This is a genomic window from Streptomyces sp. NPDC004542 (assembly GCF_040610035.1).
Classification (GTDB): Bacteria; Actinomycetota; Actinomycetes; order Streptomycetales; family Streptomycetaceae; genus Streptomyces.
Window position 1 is genome coordinate 1 of record NZ_JBEXLP010000076.1, and the last position, 22,408, is coordinate 22,408.

The following is a 22,408-nucleotide window of genomic DNA, read 5'->3' on the forward strand; positions in this document are numbered from 1 at the left end:
CTTGGCTACATCAGTCCGATCGCCTTCGAACAGCGATCGGTTACGCTGGCCCCTGCCGCATAGCAAACGGTGTCCACGCTTCGGGGGAAGCCCCCTGGCATGACGAACCCGGACACAAGATCACTTCTCAAAGACCCTGGCGTTCTTACCGACACCCCAACACGCCTTCTCCGCCACCGCACTCAACATCGTCAGACTCGACGCCTACTGGACCACCGGCCCCCACGACCGCACCCCCCGCAGCAGCCGACTCGAACGGCTCAGCTACCGACTCTCCGCCTGAACGAATTGCGCAGCAGAGTCGCCCTGGTGGAACACCGTACCCATAAGAGTCTGAACAATCGGGCCGAGAAATCCCACCAGCCCACCCGGCACTGCGAGCGTGCTATGAAGGGCTTCCGCAGCGGCGGCGGAGCTCAGCGGTTCCCGGCCGCGTTCAGCGGCATCTCACCCCACTTCCGGCCCCGCCGCCACCTGTTGACCGCCGCCGAATACCGCGTCGAGATGACCACCCGCTTCGGCATCTGGGACCAGGTCACCGGCGTCGTCGGCCTGCCTGCCTGCCTGCCTGCCTGCCTGCCGCAGCCTGATCACGGAGCCGGAACCCGACCCCACCACACCCGACACACCGTCAGGCACTCACACACTCAACAACGTGACAGCCCCGCCGGGACGGCCGCCCCGGCGGCCCTTCTTCTTCCGGTTGGCGGCCTGGTCCTTCTTCTCCGGGATGACCGCCTTGATACCCCGTTTACGCAGGTGGGCGCGGTTGACTCGGGAGGAGTACGCCTTATCGCCAGCGACCGCGTCCGGCCGGGTGCGTGGACGGCCGACGGGGATGCGGATGCGCACCTTGTCCAGCACAGGGATGAACTGCGGGCTGTCGGCGGCCTGTCCGGCGGTGAGCGTGAGTACCAGTGGTCGGCACTTGCGGTCGGCGGCGACGTGGACCTTGCTGGTCTGCCCGCCCCGAGAGCGTCCCAGCGGGGTGGCCTTCAGGCGGAGCTTGCAGCGTCGCCGAACGCGTCGGCGTTCGGCTCGCCTGGCTTCGAAGTCGGCGTTCTGTCCGACTTGTTCCTCGCCCTCGCCCCCTTTGAGTGGGCCTTCTCCTCCTCGGCAGCCTTCTCCAGGGCGTCCAGCACCTCTGGATCGAGGCACATCCCGGCGGCGTAGTGGTGGGCGCGTGCGGTCATGTTTCGGACATAATCCGACGCCGGTCGGCATCGCGGATGGCACCGGACGCACGCCCGGCCGGGTGGCGCGGGGGAGCGGAGCGGCAGGGGAGGCTCCCGCGTCCAGGCGCCGATCGCCTCCCCTGTCTGCGGGAACGGTACTCGGCCCACCGCCCCCGGGCGGCCGGAGCGTATCGCCGCACACCCCCGGCAGCACACCGCGAAACATCACCGCAATGTTTTACGAAGATCTTCCCACCGCCTCCGGTGGCAGAATATCGGCGACCATTGCAGACACCCCTGACCACCGCATTGACGTGGCCTGGACCCGCATTTATTCTTGCCCCTCGTGCGGCTGGGAGATAGCCGAATAAATTGGTCCTATCGCGTCCGGAGGGGCGGTCAGCATGCCCGCAATCTCGTCGCCGACATCCCCTACTCTCGTTCATATGTTCCGGGACAGAGCATTAGAAAAGCCGGACGCCACGGCGTATGTATTCCTCGCCGACGGCGAGGACGACGAGCAGCGGATCAGCTACCGGGAACTGTACGCGGCGGCCGCCGACGTGGCCGACGCCTTGGGCGCGCGGCACGGGCGCGGCGAACGGGCGCTCCTCCTCTTCGCCCCGGGCCTCGACTACATCACCGCGTTCTTCGGGTGCCTGCTGGCGGGTGTCGTGGCCGTACCGGCCTACCCGCCGCAGGACGCCCGCGGCCTGGGCCGGCTGGACGCCATCATCGCCGACGCGGGCGCGAGCATCGCCCTGACCACGAAGGACCTGCTGCCGATCGCCCGGTCGTCGCTGGACGCCCCGCTGGAGTGGCTCGCGACCGACGCCCTGACGGGCGGCGCGCCGCAGACGGGCGGGCCGCTCGGCGCCCGGCCGGTCGCCACGACCCCCGAGGACCTCGCCTTCCTCCAGTACACCTCCGGTTCGACGCGGCTTCCGCGGGGCGTCATGCTGTCGCACGCGAACCTCATCCACAATCTGGAGGCCATCTACCGGGCTTTTGCCGGGTCCGGTCACGACGTCATGGTGAGCTGGCTCCCCCCGTATCACGACATGGGCCTTATCGGCGCCATCCTGGAACCACTTCACGGCGGATTCCCGGGCATTCTGATGGCGCCCCTGCATTTCCTCCAGAAACCCTACCGTTGGCTGAAAGCGATCTCCGCGTACCGCGGCACGATCAGCCCGTCCCCGAATTTCGGATACGAACTGTGCCTGCGGAAGATCGACGACGAACAACGGGAGTCTCTCGATCTCTCGTCCTGGCGCGCGGCCGTTAACGGTGCGGAACCCGTGCGCGTGGAGACGATCGAGCGGTTCACGGAGCGGTTCGCCCCGGCCGGCTTCGACGCTGGCGCCTTCCGTCCCAGTTACGGCCTGGCGGAGGCCACCCTGCTGGTGACCGCCGACCCGGTCGGCGAGCGCGTGCGCCGCTTCCCGGTCGAGGGCGTGTCCCGGATCGCGTGCGGGACCGCCCGCGGCGACCAGTCCGTCGTCGTGGTGGACACCGCCACCCTGGCGCCGGCCGAGGCAGGGCGGGTCGGCGAGATCTGGGTGTCGGGACCGAGTGTTTCGGCGGGTTACTGGGGCCGTCCCACCGAGAGCGCTGCCCTGTTCGGCGCCACGCTCCCGGACGGCCGGGGCCCGTACCTGCGCACCGGGGACCTCGGTGCACTGGACGAGGAGGGCACGCTCGCCGTCACCGGCCGGCTGAAGGACCTGCTCATCCTGCGGGGCCGCAACGTGTACCCGCACGATGTGGAGGGTGCCGCCGAGCGGAGCCACCCCGCCCTGCGGCCCGGATGCGGCGCGGCGTTCACGGTTCCCGTGGACGCGGAGGAGCGGCTGGTCCTGGTGTCCGAGGTCGTGGACGGCGCGGACGCGGAAGCCGTCGCGCTCGCCGTCCGCCGGGCGGTGCGCGAGGAGTGCGAGGCCGACCTCCACGAACTCGTGCTCATCCCGGCCCGCACCATCCCCAAGACCTCCAGCGGCAAGATCCAGCGCCGCGCGACGCGCGAGGCGTACCTGTCCGGCGACCTGTCGCCGGTCGGCGGCTGGCGGCCCGAGGGCACGGTGGCGTCCGGCGAGCGGACCGCCGCTCCCGCGCGCACCCCGCTGGAGGCGCTGATCGCGGACATATGGGCGCAGCTGCTCGGACGGGACGAGGTCGGCGTGCACGACGACTTCTTCGCCTCGGGGGCACAGTCCCTCCTCCTGTCCCAGCTCGCCGTCCGCATCGAGGCGGAGCTGCCGGTGCGGGTGACGACGGGCGACCTCTTCCAGGCCTCGACCGTCGCGAAGCTGGCCGCCCTGCTGGAGAGCAGACCGCTCACCGTGGACGACGAGCAGATCGCCGGTCTGATCGCCCGGAGCGACAACGGCTGAACAGCGAGCACCGACCTCTTGGACCGAAGATCTCACCGTTCCTGACGCACGCTGATCCCAGCAGGGGGGCACATGGATACGACGGACGTGGTGGAAACGCTGGACAACCTGGTCGCCGACGCCACCGACCACCACTACAGCCCCTACACACGGTTCGACTGGGTGGACGAACTCGCCGAGGAGCAGTGGTGGATGACGCCCGACCTGCTCACGGTGGCCGGCACACGGCACGCACGGGAGCTGGACGAGAAACAGCTCATGCGGCTGAGCAAGTGGGAGAGCATCAACTTCTTCAGCCTCAACATCCACGGCATACGCGAGTTGCTCATCGAGGTGACCCGGCGGATCCACACCCGGGGCTTCGAGCTGCCGTCCGAGTTCTTCCACCGCTTCCTGGGCGAGGAGAACGGGCACATGTGGTTCTTCGCCCAGTTCTGCCTGCGCTACGGCGGCAAGATCTACCCCGACAAGTCGCTTCCGGTCGCGACGCCGGAGGAGGACGCCGCCGTCGCCAACTTCCTGGTCTTCGCCCGCATCCTGGTCTTCGAGGAGCTGGTCGACCACTTCAACATCAGGATGGGCCGCGACACCACCCTGCACCCCCTGATCAGAGAGGTGAACCAGGTCCACCACGACGACGAGTGGCGGCACATCATCATGGGCCGCAAGCTCGTGGGCCTGCTGTACGAACCCCTGCGGGAGCGCGGCGACCAGGAGCTGCGCGAGCGTCTCGACGTCTACCTCCGGCGCTACATCACCGCGAGCGTGCAGTCCCTCTACAACCCCGCCGTGTACCGGGACGCCGGCGTCCCCGAGGCCTTCGCCTTCCGTGAGGAACTGCTGCGGGACCCGGCACGCGCCGCCTACCACGAGACGTTCTTCAAGCGCATCACCCGGTTCCTGGTGAGCCAGGACATCATCACCGCCTCTCCGTTCCAGGAGGCCGCGGCCTGATGGCGACCGACGTGATCGAGCAGGTACGGGCGTGGCTGCTGGCGCGCAACCCGGAGGTCACCGGGATCGGCTGGGACGAGGACCTCATCGACAGCCGACTCATCGACTCCCTCGACTTCCCTCACCTGCTGCTCCTGCTGGAGGAGCTGGCGGGCCGGGAGCTGGAGCTGACCCCGGAGAACGTCGTCGGATTCCGGACCCTGCGCGGCATACGCGACAAGGTCCTGGCGGACGGCGCGGTGAGCCATGAGTGATCTCTACACGGAACGCGACGGGCTCGTCGCCCTCGGCCCGGAACTCGTCCGCCTCATGGACCTGCTGGACGAGCGCTTCCGGGGCTGGGCCGAAGGGTGCGGCGCGACCCCGATGCTCTTCCCGGCGGTCATCGGCACGGCGGACCTGGCGTCCATCGACTACTTCGACAACTTTCCGCAACTCGCACTGATGACGGCCCCGTTGAAGCTACCGGCCCAGAAGGTGGAGGACGGCGCGACGCTGCCGCCGGAGCGTCTCGGCGCGAGCGCGTACGGCCTGGCCTCCGCGGCCTGCTACAACGTGTACCTGCACCACCGCTCCGCGACCCTCACCGGACCCCGCCACGTCACCACCGTCGCCAAGTGCTTCCGCAACGAGGAGCACTACGACGGGCTACGTCGGCTGCACGGGTTCACCATGCGGGAGATCGTGTGCCTTGGGCCCCGCGAGGCCGTGCTGGCGCACCTGGCCGCGTTCCGGCCGAAGGTGGTGGAGTTCGCGGCCCGGCTCGGGCTGGAACTGGCCGTTCAGCCGGCGTCGGATCCGTTCTTCGAGAAGGGCGGCGGGAGGGCGCTGCTGGCGCAGCTGTTCCCGGTGAAGGAAGAATTCGTGCACGGCGGCGACCTGGCCATCGGCTCGCTGAACTTCCACCGCAACTTCTTCGGGGAGCGCTGCGGCATCTCCCTGGCCGACGGCGGACCGGCGTACACGGGGTGCGTCGCCTTCGGTCTGGAGCGGTGGATCGCCGCCCTGCTGGAGACGCACGCGAACATCGACGACATCCTCGAACGGGTGGCAGGGGCGGCTTCGTGAGCGATCTCCTGGGACGCCTCGCCGAGTTGTCCGGGCCGGAGCGCGCCCGCTTCATGGCCCGGCTGCGGCAGCGCTCGGCCGGGCCCGCCGCGCGGTCCGCCGAACCCGGCGCCGTCTCCGACGCGCAGCAACGGCTCTGGCTGCTCCAGCGCCTCGCCCCGGACAGCCCGGCCCACCACCTCTCCGCCGCGCTGCACCTCGAAGGGCCGCTCGACGCCGACGCGCTGCGGCGGGCGCTGACCGAGATCACGGCCCGGCACGAGTCGCTGCGCACGGCGTTCGAGGAGCGGGACGGCACACCCGTACGGCAGGTCGTCGCGCCCCGGCCCGTCGACCTCCCCCTGGTCGACCTGGGCGACCTGGAGCCGCCGGAACGGGAACGCCGGGCGCGCCGGGCGCACGCCGAGAACGGCAAGCGTCCCTTCGCGCTGGACGAGGCGCCCCTGGCCCGCTTCACGCTCTACCGGTTCACGGCCGAGCGGCACGTGCTGACCGTCGTCGCGCACCACCTCGTCTGCGACGGCTGGTCGATGGGCGTCTTCACCACCGAACTGACCACGCTGTACGAGGTCTTCGCCTCGGGGCGCCCCTCTCCCCTGCCGCCCCTCGCCGCGCTCCCGGCCGACGAGCGCCGGCCGGCCGGCGCCGAGCGCGACCGGTCGGTGGCGTACTGGCGCGGCGAGCTGTCCGGCGAGCTTCCGGTCCTCGCACTGCCCACCTCCCGGCCCCGGCCGGCGCGGGAGGCGATCGAGGGCGCCCGGTACGGCTTCCGCCTGACCGCCGGCCTCCACGAGGAGCTGCGCGCCGCGGCTGGCCGTGACCGTTCCACCGTCTACGGCCTGCTGCTCGCCGCGTACGCCGTCACGCTGCACCGGATCACCGGCGCCCTGGACGTCGTCGTCGGCGCCCCCGTGGACGAGCGCAGGGGAGCCGACGAACAGGCGCTGATCGGCTTCTTCGTGAACACACTGCCACTGCGGTTGCGGCTGCGGCCCGGGCAGACGTTCGCGGAGACTGCCCGGCACGCCGGCGAGGCGGTCGAGGGCGCGCTGACGCACGACCTGCCGTTCGGCGACATCGTGCGGGAGACGAACCCGCCCAGGCCGCCCGGGCGGACGGTGCTGCGGCAGACCGCGTTCTCGCTCCAGCCCGCCGTCACCGGGGCCCGGCGCGCCGGGCGGCTGACCGTCACCCCGGCCGCCCCGGACGACTTCGACCTCGGCGTGTCCCCGCTCGACCTCAGCCTGCACCTGCGCGAGCAGGACGGCGAGCTGCTGGGCTGCCTCGAGTACCGCACCGACCTATTCGACGCCGCCACCGTCGCCCGCTGGGCGGAGGAGTTCCACAAGACGGTCCGGCAGGCCGTGCGCTCACCGGAGGCGGTCGCGGTGACGGCCGGGCCGGAGCCCGGGAGGCGGACGGCGGCCGAGCCCGTAACGAATCTGACGGACAGCCAGCTCACGCTGTGGTTCGGCAAGAAGACCGCCGCGGGCGTGCGGCTGTACTACGAGAACGTCACCGCCCTCTACACCATCGCCGCCCCGCTCGACCACGGCCGCTTCCAGCGTGCCTTCCAGAGGCTGGTGGACCACAGCGACGCCCTGCGCAGCACCTTCCACGAGGTGGACGGCGTGCCCGTGCGGCGGGTCGCCGGGTCCGTCCCCGCGTCGGTGGACCTGGTGGACCTCTCCGCCGAACCAGATCCCCGACAGGCCGCCCTGCGCTGGGCCCGGCGACGCAGCGGGGCGGGGCTCGACCCGGAGCGGTGCGTCTTCGACTCCGCGCTGCTGTGGCTGGGCGACACGGCGTACGCGTGGTACCTCAACGTGGACCACCTGGTCTGCGACGCGTGGTCCATGTCGCTGTTCCTGCGCACCGTCTCCGCGTACTACGACCTGGACCGGCGCGGGAGTCTCGACGATGCCGCGCCGCTGCCGCCGTTCCAGAAGTACGTCGACCACGAGCGGTCGCTGCGCGGCTCGGAGCGCCGCGCCCGGGCCGAACGCCACTGGAGCGAGACGCTGGCCGAGCCCGTGGAGCGGCCGGCCTTCTACGGCAGGGAGGACGACGTGGCGGGCACGACCCGCACCGCCCGGCTCACCCTGGACCTCGGCGCCGGACGCAGTGCCCGCATCGCCGAGTACGCCCGGCAGGAGGGCCACGCCTCACCCGCCGTCGCGTTCGCCGCCGCACTCTTCGCCTACCTGCGCCGGATCGGCGGCGGAGAACTGCTGCGCGTGGGGACGCCGTTCGCCAACCGCCCGGCCGAGTTCCGCGACACGCCCGGCCTGTTCATGAACGTGCTGCCGCTGCAACTGCGGGTCGGCGGCGACACCACGCTGCGCCATCTCGCCCGCGAGACGCAGCGCGCCTTCCTGCAAGCGGCCCGGTACCAGGACCACGTACCCCGGCATCGCGGCGGCGCCCGTCTGTACGACGTGTACCTCAACTACCAGAACGCGGTCTTCGAAGGCTTCGGTGGCACGGCCGGCTTCGAACTGCTCGACACCGGGCACTCCCCCGACCGGCTCACCCTCCAGGTCCGTGAGCTGCGCCGGGACGCCACCGCGCCGCCGTGCTTCGTGCTCGACTTCGACTTCAACACCGCCTGCTTCGACGAGGTGCAGCGCGAGCGCACCACCGGGCACTACCTGGCCCTGCTCGACGCCCTGCTGACTCGGCCCGACGACGCGCTGTCCGCTCCACGCATGCTGTCGGACGAGGAGCTGAAGCAACTCGACGCCTGGAACGACACCGCCCGCTCCTACGACCTCGGCATCCCGCTGCACGCGCACATCGAGCGCCAGGCGCGTCGTACCCCTGACGCCACCGCGCTCGTCTTCGAGGACCGCTCCCTGACGTACGCGGAGCTGGACGCCGCGGCCGGCCGGCTGGCCCGGCGGATCCGGCGGGCCGTCGGCGAGGACCGCTTCGCGCCCGGTACGACGGTGGCCGTGTGCATGGAGCGCTCCGTGGAGTTGGTCGTCAGCCTGCTCGCCGTCCTCAAGGCGGGCGGGGCCTACCTGCCGCTCGACCAGGCCACGCCCGCGGAGCGCGGGGCGTTCATGCTCGCCGACGCCGGCGCCGAACTGGTCCTCGTCACCGGGTCGCCGGACGCCCTCCCGGACGGCGTACCGGTCCTGAGGGTCGACCTGGCCGAGCCGCCGGATCCGCGGCACGCGGCCCCCGAGGTGGTGGTGGCGCCGGACCAACTGGCCTACCTCATCTACACGTCGGGGTCCACGGGCACGCCGAAGTGCGTCATGCTCACCCACCGGGGCATCTGCAACCGCCTGCTGTGGATGCAGGAGGAGTACGGCCTCACCGCGGCCGACGCGGTGCTGCAGAAGACGCCCTTCACCTTCGACGTGTCCGTGTGGGAGTTCTTCTGGCCGCTGATGACCGGGGCTCGGCTCGTCGTGGCCCGGCCCGGCGGCCACCGCGACCCCGGCTACCTGGCCGAGGTGATCCGCCGTACGTCGGTGACGACCGTGCACTTCGTCCCGTCGATGCTGCGCGTCTTCCTCGCCGACCCGGCAGCCTCCGGCTGCCGCTCGCTGCGCCGTGTGATCGCCAGCGGTGAGGCCCTTCCGCCCGACCTCGTCGGCCGGTTCTTCGAGGTGTTCCCGCCGCCCGCCGTCGAGCTGCACAACCTGTACGGCCCCACGGAGGCGTCCGTCGACGTCTCGGCTTGGCCGTGCGGACCCGAGGACGCGGCCGGCCCCGTGCCCATCGGGCGTCCGGTCGCCAACACCACCCTGGACGTGCTGGACGACCGGCTGACCCCGCTGCCGCCCGGCATCGTGGGAGAGCTGCACATCGGCGGGGTGCAGCTCGCGGCCGGGTACCGAGGCCGCCACGAGCTCACCGCCGAACGCTTCGTGCCGGACCCGCGCCGGCCCGGCGGACGGCTGTACCGGACCGGCGACCTGGTGCGGCAACGGCCCGACGGCGCGCTGGAGTTCGTCGGTCGCGCCGACGGCCAGGTCAAACTGCGCGGCTTCCGCGTCGAGCTCGGCGAGATCGAGGCGCGGCTGGCCGCCCACCCGTCCGTGCAGGCCGCAGCGGTGCGGCTGCTGGACGACCGGCTGGTGGGGTACGTCGTCCCGGCCGCCGGAGCCGAACCGCCCGGACCGCAGGAACTGCGGGCCTTCCTGGAACGGTCCCTGCCGGACTACATGGTGCCGCCGATCCTCGTGCCCCTGACCGCCCTGCCCGTCACCGCCAACGGCAAGCTCGACCGCGCGGCCCTGCCCGCGCCCGCCCCGGCCGCCGCCACCGCCCCGGCCCGCGCGGCGCGCACCGCGCTCCAGCGCACGGTCGCCGACCTGTGGGCCGGGCTGCTCGGACGGGACGCGGACGCCATCGGACCGGACGACGACTTCTTCGCGCTGGGCGGCCACTCGCTGCTCGCGGCGCGCCTGATGGCGGTGGTGGCCCGCCGCTTCGGGGTGCGGCTGCCCCTCACCGCCCTGTTCGAGGCGCCCACAGTGGCCCGGCTCGCCGAACTGATCTCGGCGGGGTCCGAGCACTCGCTGATCCTGTCCCTGCGGGCGCCGGTCACGCCCGCGCCGCTGTTCCTGCTGCATCCGGCGGGCGGGGACGTGATGGCGTACCGGCGACTCGTGACGCTGCTGCCGCCGGGCCGCGAGGTGCTGGCCATCCGGTCGTCCGCCCTGACCGGCGAGGCCGAGGCGGCGACCCTGGCGGAGATGGCCGCCCGGTACGTGGGCGTGATCCGGGAACGCCGCCCGACCGGGCCCTACCACCTTGCCGGCTGGTCGATGGGCGGCGCCCTGGCGGTCGAGGTGGCGGCCGGGCTGGAGGCGGCGGGCGAGCACGTCGCGCTGGTCGCCCTGCTCGACTCCTCCGTGCCCGGTGAGGGCGAACCCGACCCGCTGCTCGCGCCCGCCGTCGCCCTGGCCGACTCACTGCCCGGACTCGACGTCACCGCCGAGGACACCGCGGCGCTGCGCGACCGGCTGCGCGGGCTGCCGCTGGCGGAGCGCCTGAAGCTGCTGACATCCTGGACCGAGGAGCGCGGCTCCCGAGTACTGCCGTCCGAGGCCCTGCTCCGGCAGGCGGAACTGGCCGAGCTGCACGAGCGGTTGGTGCTCGCACACCGGCCGTCGGTCGTCGACGCCCCGCTGACGCTCTGGTGGGCCCGTGACCGGCTCCGCGAGCACCGCGCCTCCTGGGCACAGCAGACCCGGGGCGGTGTCCGTGAGGAGGCCACGCTCCCCGGGAACCACTTCACCCTGCTGCGCCCGCCCCATGTCGTCCAGGTCGCGCGACGGCTGGCGGCGGCCCTGGACACCTGCGAGCGAACCGTCCCCGGAGAACGACAAGGAAGTGAACATCTGTGACCTCTGCACAAGCCAATCAGGGGACCGCCTCACCGGATTCGTCACAGCCCCCGGCCCCGTCCCCGGGCACCCCGCCGCTCGCGGTCGCGGCCGGGCTGCTCACCGTCTTCCTGTGGGCTTCCGCGTTCATCGGCATCCGCGCGGCCGGCAAGGACCTCGATCCGGGCGCGCTCACCCTGGCGCGGCTGTTCATCGGCGCGGTGCTGCTGGGTGTGGTCGTCCTGGTCCGCAGGGTCCCGTTGCCGCCGCGCTCCGACCTGCCGCGCCTGGTGCTGTGCGGTCTGCTGTGGTTCGGTGTGTACAACGTGGCGCTGAACGCCGCCGAGCAGCGGATCGACGCGGGCACCACATCCATGATCATCAGCCTGGGTCCGGTGCTGATCGCCGTCCTGGCCGGGTTCCTGCTCAGGGAGGGCTTCCCGCGTTCGCTGGTCGTCGGCGGCGTCGTCGCCCTCACCGGTGTCCTGCTGATCGGCCTCGCCACCTCCAGCAAGGGGCTGGAGGCAGGGACGGGCAGTGCGCTGGCGCTCCTGGCCGCCGCCGCGTACGCGGGCGGCGTCGTCACCGAGAAGCCGCTGCTCGGCAACAGTTCGGCCCTGGTGATCACCTGGCTGGCCTGTGTCGTCGGCGCGGTGCTCTGCCTGCCCTTCCTGCCCCAGCTGATCGACAACCTGTCACACGCGAGCGGCAAGGCGATCGGCTGGACGGTGTACCTGGGCGTCTTCCCGACCTCGGTCGCCTTCACCACCTGGGGGTACGCGCTGGCCCGCTCCACCGCGGGGAAGATGGGCGCGCTGACCTACCTGTCCCCGCCGATCGCGGTAACCCTGGCCTGGCTGATCCTCGACGAGACGCCGCCGTGGCTCGCGGTGGTCGGCGGCGCGCTGTCCCTCGCCGGTGTCGTCTACAGCCAGCGCAAGAGGTGATGATCCGGTGACGGCGGCCGTGACCGTCGCCGTCGCGTACACCGACCGGCTCCTGACCGTGCCCGGGGCGGACGCGTCGCTCCTGACGGCCGCGGAGCGGGGGCGCATGGCAGCCGCCCGCACCGCGCGGGCCCGGGCGGACTTCCTCGCCGCGCACGTCCTGGCCCGGATGTGCGTGGCACGGCGGACCGGCGGCACGGTCCGGGAGGTCGTGCTGGACCAGCGGTGCCCGCTCTGCTCGGGCCCGCACGGCCGGCCGCGGGTCACGGGCGCGCGGTGCGGGGTCAGCCTGTCGTACGCGGCCGGGGTGGTGGCGGCCGCGGCCGCCGATCACCCCGTCGGTATCGACGTCGAGCGGCTGCCCGGGCCGTCCGCCCGGGACGACGGGCCCGATCTGCGCGGGTTCGGGTCGTTCCTGACCCGCAGCGAGACCGACCGGATCCGAGGGTCGCCCGCCCCTCACCGCGCGTTCCTGCGGACCTGGGTACGGAAGGAGGCACTGGTCAAGCTCACCGCACGGGGCCTGCCCGCGATGGCGGACGTGGACCTCGCGCGCCTGCCGCTCGTCCCCACGGGCCGGGACCGGCCGTTCCGGCTCGGCCGCCGACTTCTGTACGACCTGCCCGGCGTGCCGCCCGACGTGGTCGGCGCGGTCGCCGTCACCGCCCCGGACGCCTCGGCCGGCCGGGGTTTCACAGCCGCCTCCGGCATGCAGTCGCTCACCACAGACGACCTGATCGACACCCTCTCATTCCAGGGAGAAGCATCATGACCGAGGTACAGACCCAGCCCGAGAGCGTCGTCCCGGACGCCCTGACCACCGTGCTGCTCGGACACAACGCCTTCCAGTTCACCCGCGCCGGTGTCGAACTCGGCCTCTTCGACCTGCTGGAGCGCAGCCCCGGTACGCCGCGCGAACGGATCGGCGCGGAACTGGACCTGGCCGAGCGGTCGTTGGACATCCTGCTGCTCGGCGTCACCTCGCTGCGGCTGGTGGAACGCACCGAGGAGGGCTACCGCAACTCGAAGTCGATCTCGGAGCTGTTCACGGGCGGCCACTGGGAACTCGTCAAGGCGGTCGTCGGGTTCGAGGCGTACGTCACCTACCCGGGCCTCGTCGACTTCACCGAGTCCCTGCGGGCCAACAGCAACATCGGCCTGCGCCGCTACCCGGGCGACGGCGCCACCGTGTACCACCGGCTCAGCGAGGACCCCGAACTACTCAAGGTCTTCTACCACTTCATGGGCACCTGGTCCGCCGTCGCCAGCAAGCACCTGATCAAGTACGGCGACTTCAGCGCCTCCCGGCGCGTCCTCGACGTCGGCGGCGGCGACGCGACGATGGCGATGGCGGTGGCCCGGGCGCACCCTGACGTCGAGGTCACGGTCCTGGAGATCCCGAAGGTGGTCGACCTGGCCCGCAAGCGGGTCCAGGAGGCGGGGCTCGGCGACCGCGTCAAGGTGATCGAGGGCGACATCTTCGCGGGCGACTACCCCGAGGGGCACGACACCGTGATGTTCGTGCACCAGCTGCAGATTTGGCCGCAGGACCGCATCCGCGTGCTCCTGGGCCACGCCCACGCGGTGCTGCCGGACGGCGGCCGGGTGATGATCCTGAACTCGATGTCCGAGGACAACTACGACGGTCCCCTCATGGCCGCCCTGGCCAGCCCCTTCTTCGCGGCGGTGGCCGGCGAGGGCGGGATGCTCTACTCCTGGGAGGGTTACGAGAAGTCCCTGAAGGAGGTCGGATTCGACCAGGTGCGCCGCACCCGCTGCACCGAGGCCATCACCCCGCACGGCATCATCACGGCGGTCAAGTGAGCGGGCGCCGGCCCGGTCCCGGCCTGGCGGAGGATCTCGTACGACTGCGCGAGGACCTCCACCGGGAACCGGAACTCGGGCTCGATCTGCCGCGGACCCAGGCCAAGGTGCTCGCGGCGCTCGACGGACTGCCCCTGGAGATCACGACCGGCAGCGGGCTGTCCTCCGTCACCGCAGTGCTGCGCGGCGGGGGCCCGGACGCGGGGGACGGCGACCGTCCCGTCGTCCTGCTGCGCGCCGACATGGACGCCTTGCCGCTGACGGAGACGAGCGGCGTCCCGTACGCGTCCAAGATCGAGGGCCGGATGCACGCCTGCGGACACGACCTGCACACGGCCATGCTGGTCGGCGCGGCCCGGCTGCTCACCGAGGACCGGGACGAGCTGCGCGGCGACGTGGTGTTCATGTTCCAGCCGGGAGAGGAGGGGCACCACGGCGCGCGGCTGATGATCGAGGAGGGGGTGCTGGAGGCGGCAGGCCGGCGCCCGGTGGCGGCGTACGCGGTGCACGTGGCCTCCTCGATGCTGCCGCCCGGGTGGCTGCTGACCCGCAAGGGCCCGCTGCTGGCCGGGGGCGACGCCCTGCGCGTGACCGTCCGGGGCCGGGGCGGGCACGACTCCCAGCCGCAGCTCCTGAGGGACCCGGTCCCGGCCGCGGCCGAGATGGTCCTGGCGCTCCAGACGTACGCGAGCCGGGGTTTCGACCCCTTCGACCCGGTGCTGCTCTCGGTCGGCAGCATCCACGCGGGCACGTCGGCCAACATCATCCCGGACGAGGCTGAGTTGAAGATCGGTGTCCGGACCTTCGGGCCGGGGGCCAAGGCCCAGGTCGTGGAGGGGGTACGGCGGGTGCTGGAGGGCGTTGCCTCGGCCCACGGGGTCACGGTGACGGTGGAGCACTCCATGGACTACCCGGTCACCGTCGTCGACCCGGACGAGGCGGAATTCGCGGCCGGCACGGTCGAGAAGGCGCTGGGTCCGGGGCGGCTCATCTGGTCCCCGAACACCCTCAGTCCCTCGGAGGACTTCTCCTTCGTGCTGGACCGGGTGCCGGGGGCGATGCTGTTCCTCGGCGCCTGCCCGCCCGACCGCGATCCGGGGACGGCGAGTTTCAACCACAGCCCTGACGCGGTGTTCGGCAACGAGGTCCTGGGCGACGGCGCCCTGCTCCTGGCCTCCCTGGCCGTAGACCGGCTGGCCGCGGCCGGCTGACCGCAGCGGGACGGGGTGCGGATCAGGTCCGCGCCCCGAGCCGCGAGCGTAGTTCCCGGTTCTCCTCCTCCAGGCGCGCGATGCGCTCGTGCACCGGCCGCAGCGCGTGCTCGAGTTCGGCCTCGGAGAAGCGCGGGGTGATGTGCTTGGTGCAGTTCCAGGCGAGGCCTTCGACCCGCACGACGAACAGTGCCTCCTCGTGCCCGTCGGTGCGCGCGTCCCCCGACCGGTCCGGCAGGCCGTGGAATTCGGCGGCGTCCCTGATCTCGGCCCGGCCGAGTACTTTCAGCCGGGTGCGGTGCGCGTAATCCATGAAGAACAGCGAGACCCGGTCGTTCCCGCGCACGTTCCCGGTCGTGATGTACTGCCGATTTCCTCGCACATCGAGGAAGGCCAGCGTCTCCTCGTCCAGCACGTGCACGAATCCGGGCGGCCCGCCACGGAACTGGATGTACGGCCAGCCGGTCTCCGTCACGGTGCCGAGGTAGAATCCGTCACGGGCCGCGATGAACTCGGCCTCGTCGGCGCCCAGTCGGTCGGCACGCCCCGGGTCCGAGGCGAGAAGCCGTTGCATGGCGGCGGCGCTTCCCCGCTCCTCCTGGACGCGCCGGACGTTTTCGGTGAAGGCCACGTGGGCGTATCGGCTCATGCGGCGCTGCCTCCCTTTCGAGGAATCCAACCGGGCACGCGGATAGAACAGCGAAGGACGACTTGAGTCTAGAGCTCAGAGCGTCCGGTGGTAGGCCTGCATCGGCGGTTGGGATGGTGTCCCGGATGTAGAGCAGGCACGAGCCGGGGTGATCATGGAGTTCTCTACGCTCAGTGATCACTGGAGGGCTCGTGCCTGTCCTGCCATCATGCCTGCTCGAACCCCTGTGGGCGCGCTGTCACGTTGTTGAGTGTGTGAATGCCTGACGGTGTGTCGGGTGTGGTGGGGCCGGGTTCCGGCTCCGTGATCAGGCTGCGGCAGGCAGGCCGACGACGCCGGTGACCTGGTCCCAGATGGCGAAGCGGGTGGTCATCTCGACGCGGTATTCGGTGGCGGTCATCAGGTGGCGGCGGGGCCGGGAAGTGGAACAATGCTCAGTACCTGTGGATCACTCCTGACGGAAGGAGGCGTACCTTCCCGATGGTTCGATCGATAGGTCATCGAGCAAGGCCGACGTTGCCGCGTCGGTCGGGAAGGTACGCCCGTGCTTACGGTGGTCAACGAGGACGGAATCACGCCAAGCGGCAGTTCGCTGCTGGATGAGGTCGTTCGGGAAGGCGCACGGCGGATGCTGGCCGCCGCGCTGGAGGCCGAAGTCAACTTCTACATAGCCGAGTTGGCCAATGAGCGCGACGACAAGGGGCGCCGCCTGGTGGTCCGCAACGGCTATCACCAGCCCCGGAAGGTCACCACCGCGGCCGGCGTGGTCGAGGTCACGGCGCCGCGGGTGAACGACAAGCGGGTCGACGAGTCCACGGGCGAGCGCAAGCGGTTTTCGTCCGCGATTCTGCCGCCCTGGTGCCGCAAGTCCCCGAAGATCAGCGAGGTGCTGCCCCTGCTCTACCTGCACGGCCTGTCCTCCGGCGACTTCGTGCCCGCCCTGGAGCAGTTCCTCGGCTCCTCCGCCGGGCTCTCGGCGGCTACGATCACCCGGCTGACGACGCAGTGGCAGTCCGACCACGCCGCCTTCATGGACCGCGACCTCGCGGAGATCGACTACGTCTACGTATGGGCCGACGGCATCCACCTCAACGTCCGCTTGGAGGAGGCCAAGGCATGCGTCCTGGTGCTCATCGGGGTCCGCGCCGCCGGCTCCAAGGAGCTGGTCGCCCTCAAGGACGGCTACCGCGAGTCGGGTGAGTCGTGGGCCGACCTGCTGCGGGACTGCGCCCGCCGGGGCATGCGCGCCCCGGTCCTCGCGGTCGGCGACGGCGCCCTGGGCTTTTGGAAGGCGCTGGCCGAGGTGTTCCCCGACACCCGCGAGCAAAGGTGCTGGGTTCACAAAACGGCCAATGTCCTCGACTCCATGCCGAAGTCTGCGCAGCCTGCCGCGAAGAAGGCCATCCAGGACATCTACAACGCCGAGGACCGCGAGCACGCCGAGGCGGCGATCAAGACGTTCGCCCAGCTCTACGGCGCGAAGTTCCCCAAGGCGGTCAAGAAGATCACCGATGACCAGGAGGAGCTGCCGGCGTTCTACGGCTTCCCGGCCGAGCACTGGATCCACCTGCGCACCACGAACCCCATCGAGTCCACGTTCTCCACCGTACGGCTGCGGACCAAGGTCACCCGCGGCGCCGGCTCCCGCGGCGCCGCCCTGGCCATGGTCTTCAAACTCGTCGAGTCCGCCCAGCAGCGGTGGCGGGCGGTGAACGCGCCCCACCTCGTCGCCCTCGTCCGTGCCGGAGCCCGCTTCGAACGCGGTCAGCTCGTCGAACGCCCCGAGGCGGTCGCAGCGTGAGCATCCTCGTGGCCCAGGCCGTCAGCACCCGGCGGCTGGACCTGCTACCGCTGCACGTCGAGCACGCCGAGGAGATGGCCGCCGTGCTGTCCGACCCGGCCCTGCACACCTTCATCGGCGGCACTCCGGACACCCCCCAAGCCCTGCGCTCGCGCTACCAGCGCATGACCTCAGGCTCTCCCGACCCGGCCGTCTCCTGGCTGAACTGGGTAATCCGGCTCCGGGACGAGTCCTCCCTGACGGGCACCGTCCAGGCGACGGCCGGCCCCTCCGGCCACGGAATCATCGCCGAGATCGCCTGGGTGGTGGGGACCCCGTGGCAGGGAAGAGGCATCGCCACCGAAGCGGCCCGAGGACTCGTGGACTGGCTCAGCCGACAGCCGGTGCAGACCGTCATCGCCCACATCCACCCCGAACACCGGGCATCCGCCGCCGTCGCCACTGCCGCCGGGCTCACACCCACCGACGAATGGCACGAAGGCGAGATCCGTTGGCACCGGAGCATCAGGCGATAACTTGAACGATCCACAGGTCTTGACTATTACTCTCGGCGCGGGGATATTCACGAGTACGCACGACCTACGGCTGCACCAGGCTCTGAAGATCCTTCCCCATGTGGGTGGTGATCGTTCCTCGAGCCTGGTTCATCGATTCCCGGGCGTCCGCCGGAATCCGATCGGCTCCCGGCGGGCCGGCCGGCGCAACGCCGGCTTCACTGCCCTCAGCCGGGCCGCTCGGCCGTCAGCCTTCCTCCCAGTTCCCGCGCCCGGCGCACGAACACTTCACGCAGATCCCGCGCCGCCTGCGGCACGGACTCGGCCTTGCGCCGCTGCAGCATCAGCAGCACCCGGGTCATGTCCTCGGCGATCGGCCGGTACGTGATCGTGCCCAGCCTCTCCAGCGGATCCCCGACGACGCTGAAGTCCGGCAGGACCGTCGCCCCTAGGCCCTCGGCGACCATCAGCTTGCCCATCTCTGCGCCGTCGGTGGAGTACGAAAAGCAGGGGGTGCGGCCCCCCAGGAGCCGGTGGACATATCGGTACATCACATAGCCGGAGCGCATGGCGATCAGCGGCTGGGAGAGCAGGTCGTCCGCCGACACCGCGGGCAGGGATGCGAGCGGACTGTCGGGGCGCATGCACACCACCGGCCGGCCATGCAGCAACTGCGTGGATTCGAAGCCGGCGGGCATGTCGTCGCCGTCCAGGTAGTTGACGAGGCCCAGATCGAAACCGCCCTCCGACAGTGCCCGGTTGATGTCGGTCTGCTGGGCGGCGACCACCTCGACCTGGGTGACCGGATGCGCGGCGCGGAAGTCCCTCACCACCGGAACGAGCAGGGGAACAGTCGCGGCGTTCACCGTGCCCACCCGCACCATGCGGCTGATGCGGTGCTGTTCGCCGGCCGCGGTCCGCAACCGGTCCACCGCCTCCAGCACGTTGATGATGTGCGGCAGCAGCTCCCGGCCCTCTGCGCTCATCGTCGCTCCGGTTCGTTTGCGCTCCAGGAGATCGACTCCCAGTTCCCGTTCCAGATTCCTGACGGTCTCGCTCAGCGCGGGTTGCGAAAGGCGCAGTTCCTCCGCGGCCCGGCGCAGTGAGCCGAGTCTGGTCACCGCCGCGATGTACTCCAGCTGTTCTGTCCGCACGAACACAGCATTTGCGTCCGGCTGCGCTTGTTCAAGGGTTTCCCTGTGACACCCTCGTGAAATTGAATGGTCCGCGATACGAGACCGGTCGGGTTTTCCTTGACTGCCCGGACCGGCCCCTGCCACGATCGGTGACATGAAGATGCGACTGGATCTCACGAGGCGGCGCCACGTCGACCTCGCGCGCGTCTCCAGCGCCTCTTGTTGCGCTGCGGCCTGACTCTCCGGATCTACCGCGTCCTTCGGCCACGCCACACCTGTCACGGACAGGCCATGTGCCGCGTTTCCCCGATTCTCTTCATCGCCTGAATTCTGTATGCCTTCACAATGTAGGCGGGATTCAGCGCGCCCGAGACTTCTTTCCGCAACAGGAGTTCCGCATGCCCGCGCCCGTGAAATTCGCCTATTGGGTCCCCAATGTGAGTGGGGGGCTGGTCACGAGCAAGATCGAACAGCGCACCGACTGGGGGTACGAATACAACCGCGAACTCGCCGTCCTCGCCGAGAACAACGGCTTCGAGTACGCCCTCAGCCAGGTCCGCTACATGGCCAGCTACGGCGCCGAGTACCAGCACGAGTCGACCAGTTTCAGCCTGGCCCTGCTGCTGGCCACGCAGCGCCTGAAGGTCATCGCCGCCGTCCATCCCGGCCTGTGGCACCCCGGCGTGCTGGCCAAACTCGGCGCCACCGCCGACCACTTGTCCAACGGCCGCTTCGCGGTCAACGTCGTCTCCGGCTGGTTCAAGGGCGAGTTCACGGCCCTGGGCGAGCCCTGGCTGGAGCACGACGAGCGCTACCGTCGCTCCGAGGAGTTCATCCGCGCGCTGCGCCAGATCTGGACCGAGGACCACACCGAACTCGCCGGTGACTTCTACCGGTTGCGTGACTTTTCCCTCAAGCCCAAGCCCCTCAACACCTCCGAGCGCCCGCACCCGGAGATCTTCCAGGGCGGCAACTCCACCGCCGCGCGCGCCATGGCCGGCCGGGTCTCCGACTGGTACTTCTCCAACGGCAAGGACTTCGACGGCGTCACCGAGCAGGTCAACGACGTACGGGCGGCTGCGGCCCAAGCCGGCCGCACGGCACCCAAGTTCGGCCTCAACGGTTTCCTCATCGCCCGCGACACCGAGGCCGAGGCTCGCGAGACGCTCCGGGAGATCGTCGCCAAGGCGGACCCGGACGCCGTCGAGGGCTTCGGCGCCGCCGTCAAACAGGCCGGGCAGTCCACCGCCGACGGCAAGGGCATGTGGCAGGACTCCACCTTCGAGGACCTCGTCCAGTACAACGACGGCTTCCGCACCGGCCTCATCGGCACCCCCGAACAGATCGCCGAACGCGTCGTCGCCTACAAGAAGCTCGGCGTCGACCTCCTCCTCCTCGGCTTCCTGCACTACAAGGAGGAAGTCGAGTACTTCGGCAAGCGCGTGCTGCCCCTGGTCCGCGAGCTGGAGGCCCAGCTTGCGGTGACGGACGCCGAGCCCGCGCCCGTCACCGCACACGTCTGACGCCTCGTCCCCTCCGTACCTCCCCGCGAAAAGAGACCGACACTCATGAGCACCGCAACGCCCACCGACTGGCAGAGCAGCCCCGCTCCGCAGACCGCCCAGGACTGGACCGCGCGCGCCGCCGAGGTCGCGGCCGTCCTTGCCACCGACGCCGCCGAACGCGACCGTGCCGGCGCCACCCCCTACGCCGAGGTGCAGCTCCTGAAGGACGTGGGCCTGGTGACCCTGCTCGGTCCCACCGAGCACGGCGGCGCGGGCCAGGACTGGCCCACCGCCTACCGCGTCGTCCGCGAGGTGGCCAAGGCCGACGGCTCCATCGGACAGCTCCTCGGCTACCACTACCTCTGGTTCTGGGCCGCCCGCCTGGTCGGCACCCGCGACCAGTGGCAGCGGATCGAGGCCGAGGCCACCCGCGAACGCTGGTTCTTCGGCGGGGCCGTCAACCCCCGCGACAAGGACGTCATCGTCACCGAGGACGGGGACGACCTCCTCTTCACCGGCCGCAAGACCTTCTCCACCGGTAGCAAGGTCTCCGACGTCACCGTCCTCGAAGGCGTCCTGGACGGCACCGAACTGCACGTCTTCGCCGTCGTCCCCTCGGACAGCGAGGGCCTGACCTTCCACGACGACTGGGACAACATCGGCCAGCGGCTCACAGAAAGCGGCGGCGCCACCATCGACCGCGTCCGTACGCCGTGGGCGTCCGCGCTCGGCTACGTCGACAAGAAGTTCCAGCCACGGACGTACAACACCCTCAACGTCCCCACCATCCAGCTGGTCTTCGTGAACTTCTACCTGGGCATTGCCGGCGGCGCCCTGGAGACGGCGGCGGCATACACCCGCACCAAGTCCCGGTCGTGGCTGCACGGCGGCTACGAGCGCGCGGTCGACGAGCCCTACGTCATCGACATCTACGGCGATCTCACCGCGAAGCTGTGGGCAGCCGAGGCTCTCGCGGACGCCGTCGCCGCGGAGGGACAGAAGCTGCACGACGACCCGGACGCGGTCACCGCACAGACCCGCGGCGAATTCGAGGTACGGGTGGCCGCCATCAAGGCCCGCGCCACCGACGTCTCCCTGGAGATCGGCAACCGCATCTTCGAGGTCACCGGCGCCCGCGCCACCAACACCGCCGAGGGCCTCGACCGCTTCTGGCGCAACGTCCGCACCCACACTCTGCACGACCCCGTCGCCTACAAGCGGCGCGAGGTCGGCCGCTGGGTCCTCGAGGGCGAACTGCCCGAACCCACCTGGTACTCCTGACCCGCTCCGCCCGGGGCGCCCGGCACAACGCCGCCGGGTGCCCCGGGCTTCCAGAAAGAGGACCGCATGCCCAGAGTCCTGTCCGTCTCCGGCAGCCCTTCCGCCTCGTCCCGCACCAACCGCCTGCTGCGTCACCTCGACGACCGGCTGCGTGCGCAGGGCCACGAAGTGATCCCGCTCGACGTGCGTACCATCCCCGCCGAGGCCCTGCTCGGTGCGGACTTCCGTCACCCCGCCATCATCGAGGCCACCGAACTCTTCGACCGCGTCGACGGCGTCGTCGTCGGAACTCCCGTGTACAAAGCGTCGTACTCCGGTGTCCTCAAGGCATTGCTCGACCTGCTTCCGCAGTACGCCCTCACCGGCAAGACCGTGCTGCCGCTCGCCACCGGTGGTTCCGTCGCGCACGTCCTGGCCATCGACTACGCCCTCCGCCCGGTCCTCAGCTCCATGGGCGCGGCCCACATCGTGCAGGGCTGGTTCACCCTCGACAAGGACATCACCGTGCACGAGGACGGCTCCCTGACGGTCACGCCGACCACCGGTGAGGCACTCACCCAGGTGGTCGACCAGTTCTCGGCGGCCCTCGGCCGCACCACACCGGTCCTGGCCACGGCGAGCTGAG

General features: G+C 70.7%; 17 protein-coding genes and 3 pseudogenes. 16 read left to right on the forward strand and 4 right to left on the reverse strand.

Features of this window, described 5'->3' with window-relative positions; all coding sequences use genetic code 11:
• Window positions 1-309: 309 nt before the first annotated feature.
• Window positions 310-447: pseudogene (locus ABZX30_RS29590) on the forward strand (IS6 family transposase); the annotation flags it as partial.
• A 222-nt stretch (window positions 448-669) separates the two neighbouring features.
• Here the strand turns inward: ABZX30_RS29590 and ABZX30_RS29595 are convergent.
• A pseudogene (locus ABZX30_RS29595) lies at window positions 670-1,190 on the reverse strand (transposase); the annotation flags it as partial.
• Window positions 1,191-1,621: 431 nt separating this feature from the next.
• Between ABZX30_RS29595 and ABZX30_RS29600 the strand changes: the two are divergent.
• The 9 genes from ABZX30_RS29600 to ABZX30_RS29640 all read left to right on the forward strand — a co-directional run bounded on the left by ABZX30_RS29600 (window position 1,622) and on the right by ABZX30_RS29640 (window position 14,917).
• Window positions 1,622-3,568 carry an AMP-binding protein gene (locus tag ABZX30_RS29600; protein ID WP_355938752.1) on the forward strand — a complete coding sequence of 649 codons (1,947 nt, stop codon included), beginning with the start codon at window positions 1,622-1,624 and terminating at the stop codon, window positions 3,566-3,568.
• 72 nt (window positions 3,569-3,640) lie between these two features.
• Window positions 3,641-4,522, forward strand: a complete 882-nt coding sequence (locus ABZX30_RS29605) for a diiron oxygenase (protein WP_355938754.1) — start codon at window positions 3,641-3,643, stop codon at window positions 4,520-4,522.
• Entirely contained in the window at window positions 4,522-4,776 is a 255-nt protein-coding gene (locus ABZX30_RS29610; RefSeq protein WP_355938756.1) for an acyl carrier protein, read from the forward strand. The genes ABZX30_RS29605 and ABZX30_RS29610 overlap by 1 nt, the downstream gene beginning before the upstream one ends.
• On the forward strand, window positions 4,769-5,590 hold the full coding sequence (locus tag ABZX30_RS29615; protein ID WP_355938758.1) for a hypothetical protein: 822 nt from the start codon (window positions 4,769-4,771) through the stop codon (window positions 5,588-5,590). The genes ABZX30_RS29610 and ABZX30_RS29615 overlap by 8 nt, the downstream gene beginning before the upstream one ends.
• The gene (locus ABZX30_RS29620) at window positions 5,587-10,956 is read left to right on the forward strand and encodes an amino acid adenylation domain-containing protein (protein WP_355938760.1); all 5,370 of its coding nucleotides are present in this window, start codon (window positions 5,587-5,589) and stop codon (window positions 10,954-10,956) included. Before ABZX30_RS29615 ends, ABZX30_RS29620 begins: the two co-directional genes overlap by 4 nt.
• The gene (locus ABZX30_RS29625) at window positions 10,953-11,882 is read left to right on the forward strand and encodes a DMT family transporter (RefSeq protein WP_355938762.1); all 930 of its coding nucleotides are present in this window, start codon (window positions 10,953-10,955) and stop codon (window positions 11,880-11,882) included. The genes ABZX30_RS29620 and ABZX30_RS29625 overlap by 4 nt, the downstream gene beginning before the upstream one ends.
• A 7-nt stretch (window positions 11,883-11,889) precedes the next feature.
• On the forward strand, window positions 11,890-12,654 hold the full coding sequence (locus tag ABZX30_RS29630; RefSeq protein ID WP_355938764.1) for a 4'-phosphopantetheinyl transferase superfamily protein: 765 nt from the start codon (window positions 11,890-11,892) through the stop codon (window positions 12,652-12,654).
• Complete coding sequence (locus ABZX30_RS29635) at window positions 12,651-13,706, forward strand: methyltransferase (protein ID WP_355938766.1); 1,056 nt, start codon at window positions 12,651-12,653, stop codon at window positions 13,704-13,706. Before ABZX30_RS29630 ends, ABZX30_RS29635 begins: the two co-directional genes overlap by 4 nt.
• Window positions 13,703-14,917, forward strand: coding sequence for a M20 family metallopeptidase (locus ABZX30_RS29640; RefSeq protein WP_355938768.1), 1,215 nt, complete (start codon window positions 13,703-13,705; stop codon window positions 14,915-14,917). The genes ABZX30_RS29635 and ABZX30_RS29640 overlap by 4 nt, the downstream gene beginning before the upstream one ends.
• Before the next feature lie 22 nt (window positions 14,918-14,939).
• On the opposite strand, the gene ABZX30_RS29645 is transcribed toward ABZX30_RS29640, so the two are convergent.
• Both ABZX30_RS29645 and ABZX30_RS29650 read right to left on the reverse strand, forming a co-directional pair.
• A complete protein-coding gene (locus ABZX30_RS29645) occupies window positions 14,940-15,566 on the reverse strand; it encodes a pyridoxamine 5'-phosphate oxidase family protein (protein WP_355938770.1) in 627 nt (208 codons plus the stop codon).
• Between the two features lie 307 nt (window positions 15,567-15,873).
• Window positions 15,874-15,984: pseudogene (locus ABZX30_RS29650) on the reverse strand (IS6 family transposase); the annotation flags it as partial.
• 126 nt (window positions 15,985-16,110) lie between these two features.
• Between ABZX30_RS29650 and ABZX30_RS29655 the strand changes: the two are divergent.
• Together ABZX30_RS29655 and ABZX30_RS29660 are read left to right on the forward strand one after the other, a co-directional pair.
• The gene (locus tag ABZX30_RS29655; RefSeq protein ID WP_355938772.1) at window positions 16,111-17,367 is read left to right on the forward strand and encodes an IS256 family transposase; all 1,257 of its coding nucleotides are present in this window, start codon (window positions 16,111-16,113) and stop codon (window positions 17,365-17,367) included.
• A complete protein-coding gene (locus ABZX30_RS29660) occupies window positions 17,364-17,882 on the forward strand; it encodes a GNAT family N-acetyltransferase (protein WP_355938774.1) in 519 nt (172 codons plus the stop codon). Before ABZX30_RS29655 ends, ABZX30_RS29660 begins: the two co-directional genes overlap by 4 nt.
• 206 nt (window positions 17,883-18,088) lie before the next feature.
• Here ABZX30_RS29660 and ABZX30_RS29665 read toward each other — a convergent pair whose 3' ends face one another.
• The gene (locus ABZX30_RS29665; RefSeq protein WP_355938776.1) at window positions 18,089-19,015 is read right to left on the reverse strand and encodes a LysR family transcriptional regulator; all 927 of its coding nucleotides are present in this window, start codon (window positions 19,013-19,015) and stop codon (window positions 18,089-18,091) included.
• 142 nt (window positions 19,016-19,157) lie between these two features.
• Here ABZX30_RS29665 and ABZX30_RS29670 point away from each other — a divergent pair, with 142 nt between their 5' ends.
• The 4 genes from ABZX30_RS29670 (at window position 19,158) to ssuE (ending at window position 22,407) form a co-directional block, all read left to right on the forward strand.
• Entirely contained in the window at window positions 19,158-19,235 is a 78-nt protein-coding gene (locus ABZX30_RS29670) for a putative leader peptide (RefSeq protein ID WP_350786652.1), read from the forward strand.
• A 160-nt stretch (window positions 19,236-19,395) separates the two neighbouring features.
• Window positions 19,396-20,520, forward strand: coding sequence for a dimethylsulfone monooxygenase SfnG (gene sfnG / locus ABZX30_RS29675; RefSeq protein ID WP_355938778.1), 1,125 nt, complete (start codon window positions 19,396-19,398; stop codon window positions 20,518-20,520).
• 45 nt (window positions 20,521-20,565) lie between these two features.
• Window positions 20,566-21,783 carry an acyl-CoA dehydrogenase family protein gene (locus tag ABZX30_RS29680; RefSeq protein WP_355938780.1) on the forward strand — a complete coding sequence of 406 codons (1,218 nt, stop codon included), beginning with the start codon at window positions 20,566-20,568 and terminating at the stop codon, window positions 21,781-21,783.
• 66 nt (window positions 21,784-21,849) lie between these two features.
• Window positions 21,850-22,407 (forward strand): NADPH-dependent FMN reductase, encoded by a 558-nt coding sequence (gene ssuE / locus ABZX30_RS29685; RefSeq protein ID WP_355938782.1) that lies wholly within the window; start codon window positions 21,850-21,852, stop codon window positions 22,405-22,407.
• Window position 22,408 lies beyond the last annotated feature (1 nt).

Excerpts from the sequence above, each read along its gene's own strand:
- ABZX30_RS29610 (WP_355938756.1), top strand. The coding sequence starts at position 4,522 with ATGGCGACCGACGTGATCGAGCAGGTACGGGCGTGGCTGCTGGCGCGC.
- ABZX30_RS29670 (WP_350786652.1), top strand. The coding sequence starts at position 19,158 with ATGCGACTGGATCTCACGAGGCGGCGCCACGTCGACCTCGCGCGCGTC.
- ABZX30_RS29635 (WP_355938766.1), top strand. The coding sequence starts at position 12,651 with ATGACCGAGGTACAGACCCAGCCCGAGAGCGTCGTCCCGGACGCCCTG.
- ABZX30_RS29615 (WP_355938758.1), top strand. The coding sequence starts at position 4,769 with ATGAGTGATCTCTACACGGAACGCGACGGGCTCGTCGCCCTCGGCCCG.
- ABZX30_RS29645 (WP_355938770.1), bottom strand. The coding sequence starts at position 15,566 with ATGAGCCGATACGCCCACGTGGCCTTCACCGAAAACGTCCGGCGCGTC.
- ABZX30_RS29600 (WP_355938752.1), top strand. The coding sequence starts at position 1,622 with ATGTTCCGGGACAGAGCATTAGAAAAGCCGGACGCCACGGCGTATGTA.
- ABZX30_RS29605 (WP_355938754.1), top strand. The coding sequence starts at position 3,641 with ATGGATACGACGGACGTGGTGGAAACGCTGGACAACCTGGTCGCCGAC.
- sfnG (WP_355938778.1), top strand. The coding sequence starts at position 19,396 with ATGCCCGCGCCCGTGAAATTCGCCTATTGGGTCCCCAATGTGAGTGGG.
- ssuE (WP_355938782.1), top strand. The coding sequence starts at position 21,850 with ATGCCCAGAGTCCTGTCCGTCTCCGGCAGCCCTTCCGCCTCGTCCCGC.
- ABZX30_RS29680 (WP_355938780.1), top strand. The coding sequence starts at position 20,566 with ATGAGCACCGCAACGCCCACCGACTGGCAGAGCAGCCCCGCTCCGCAG.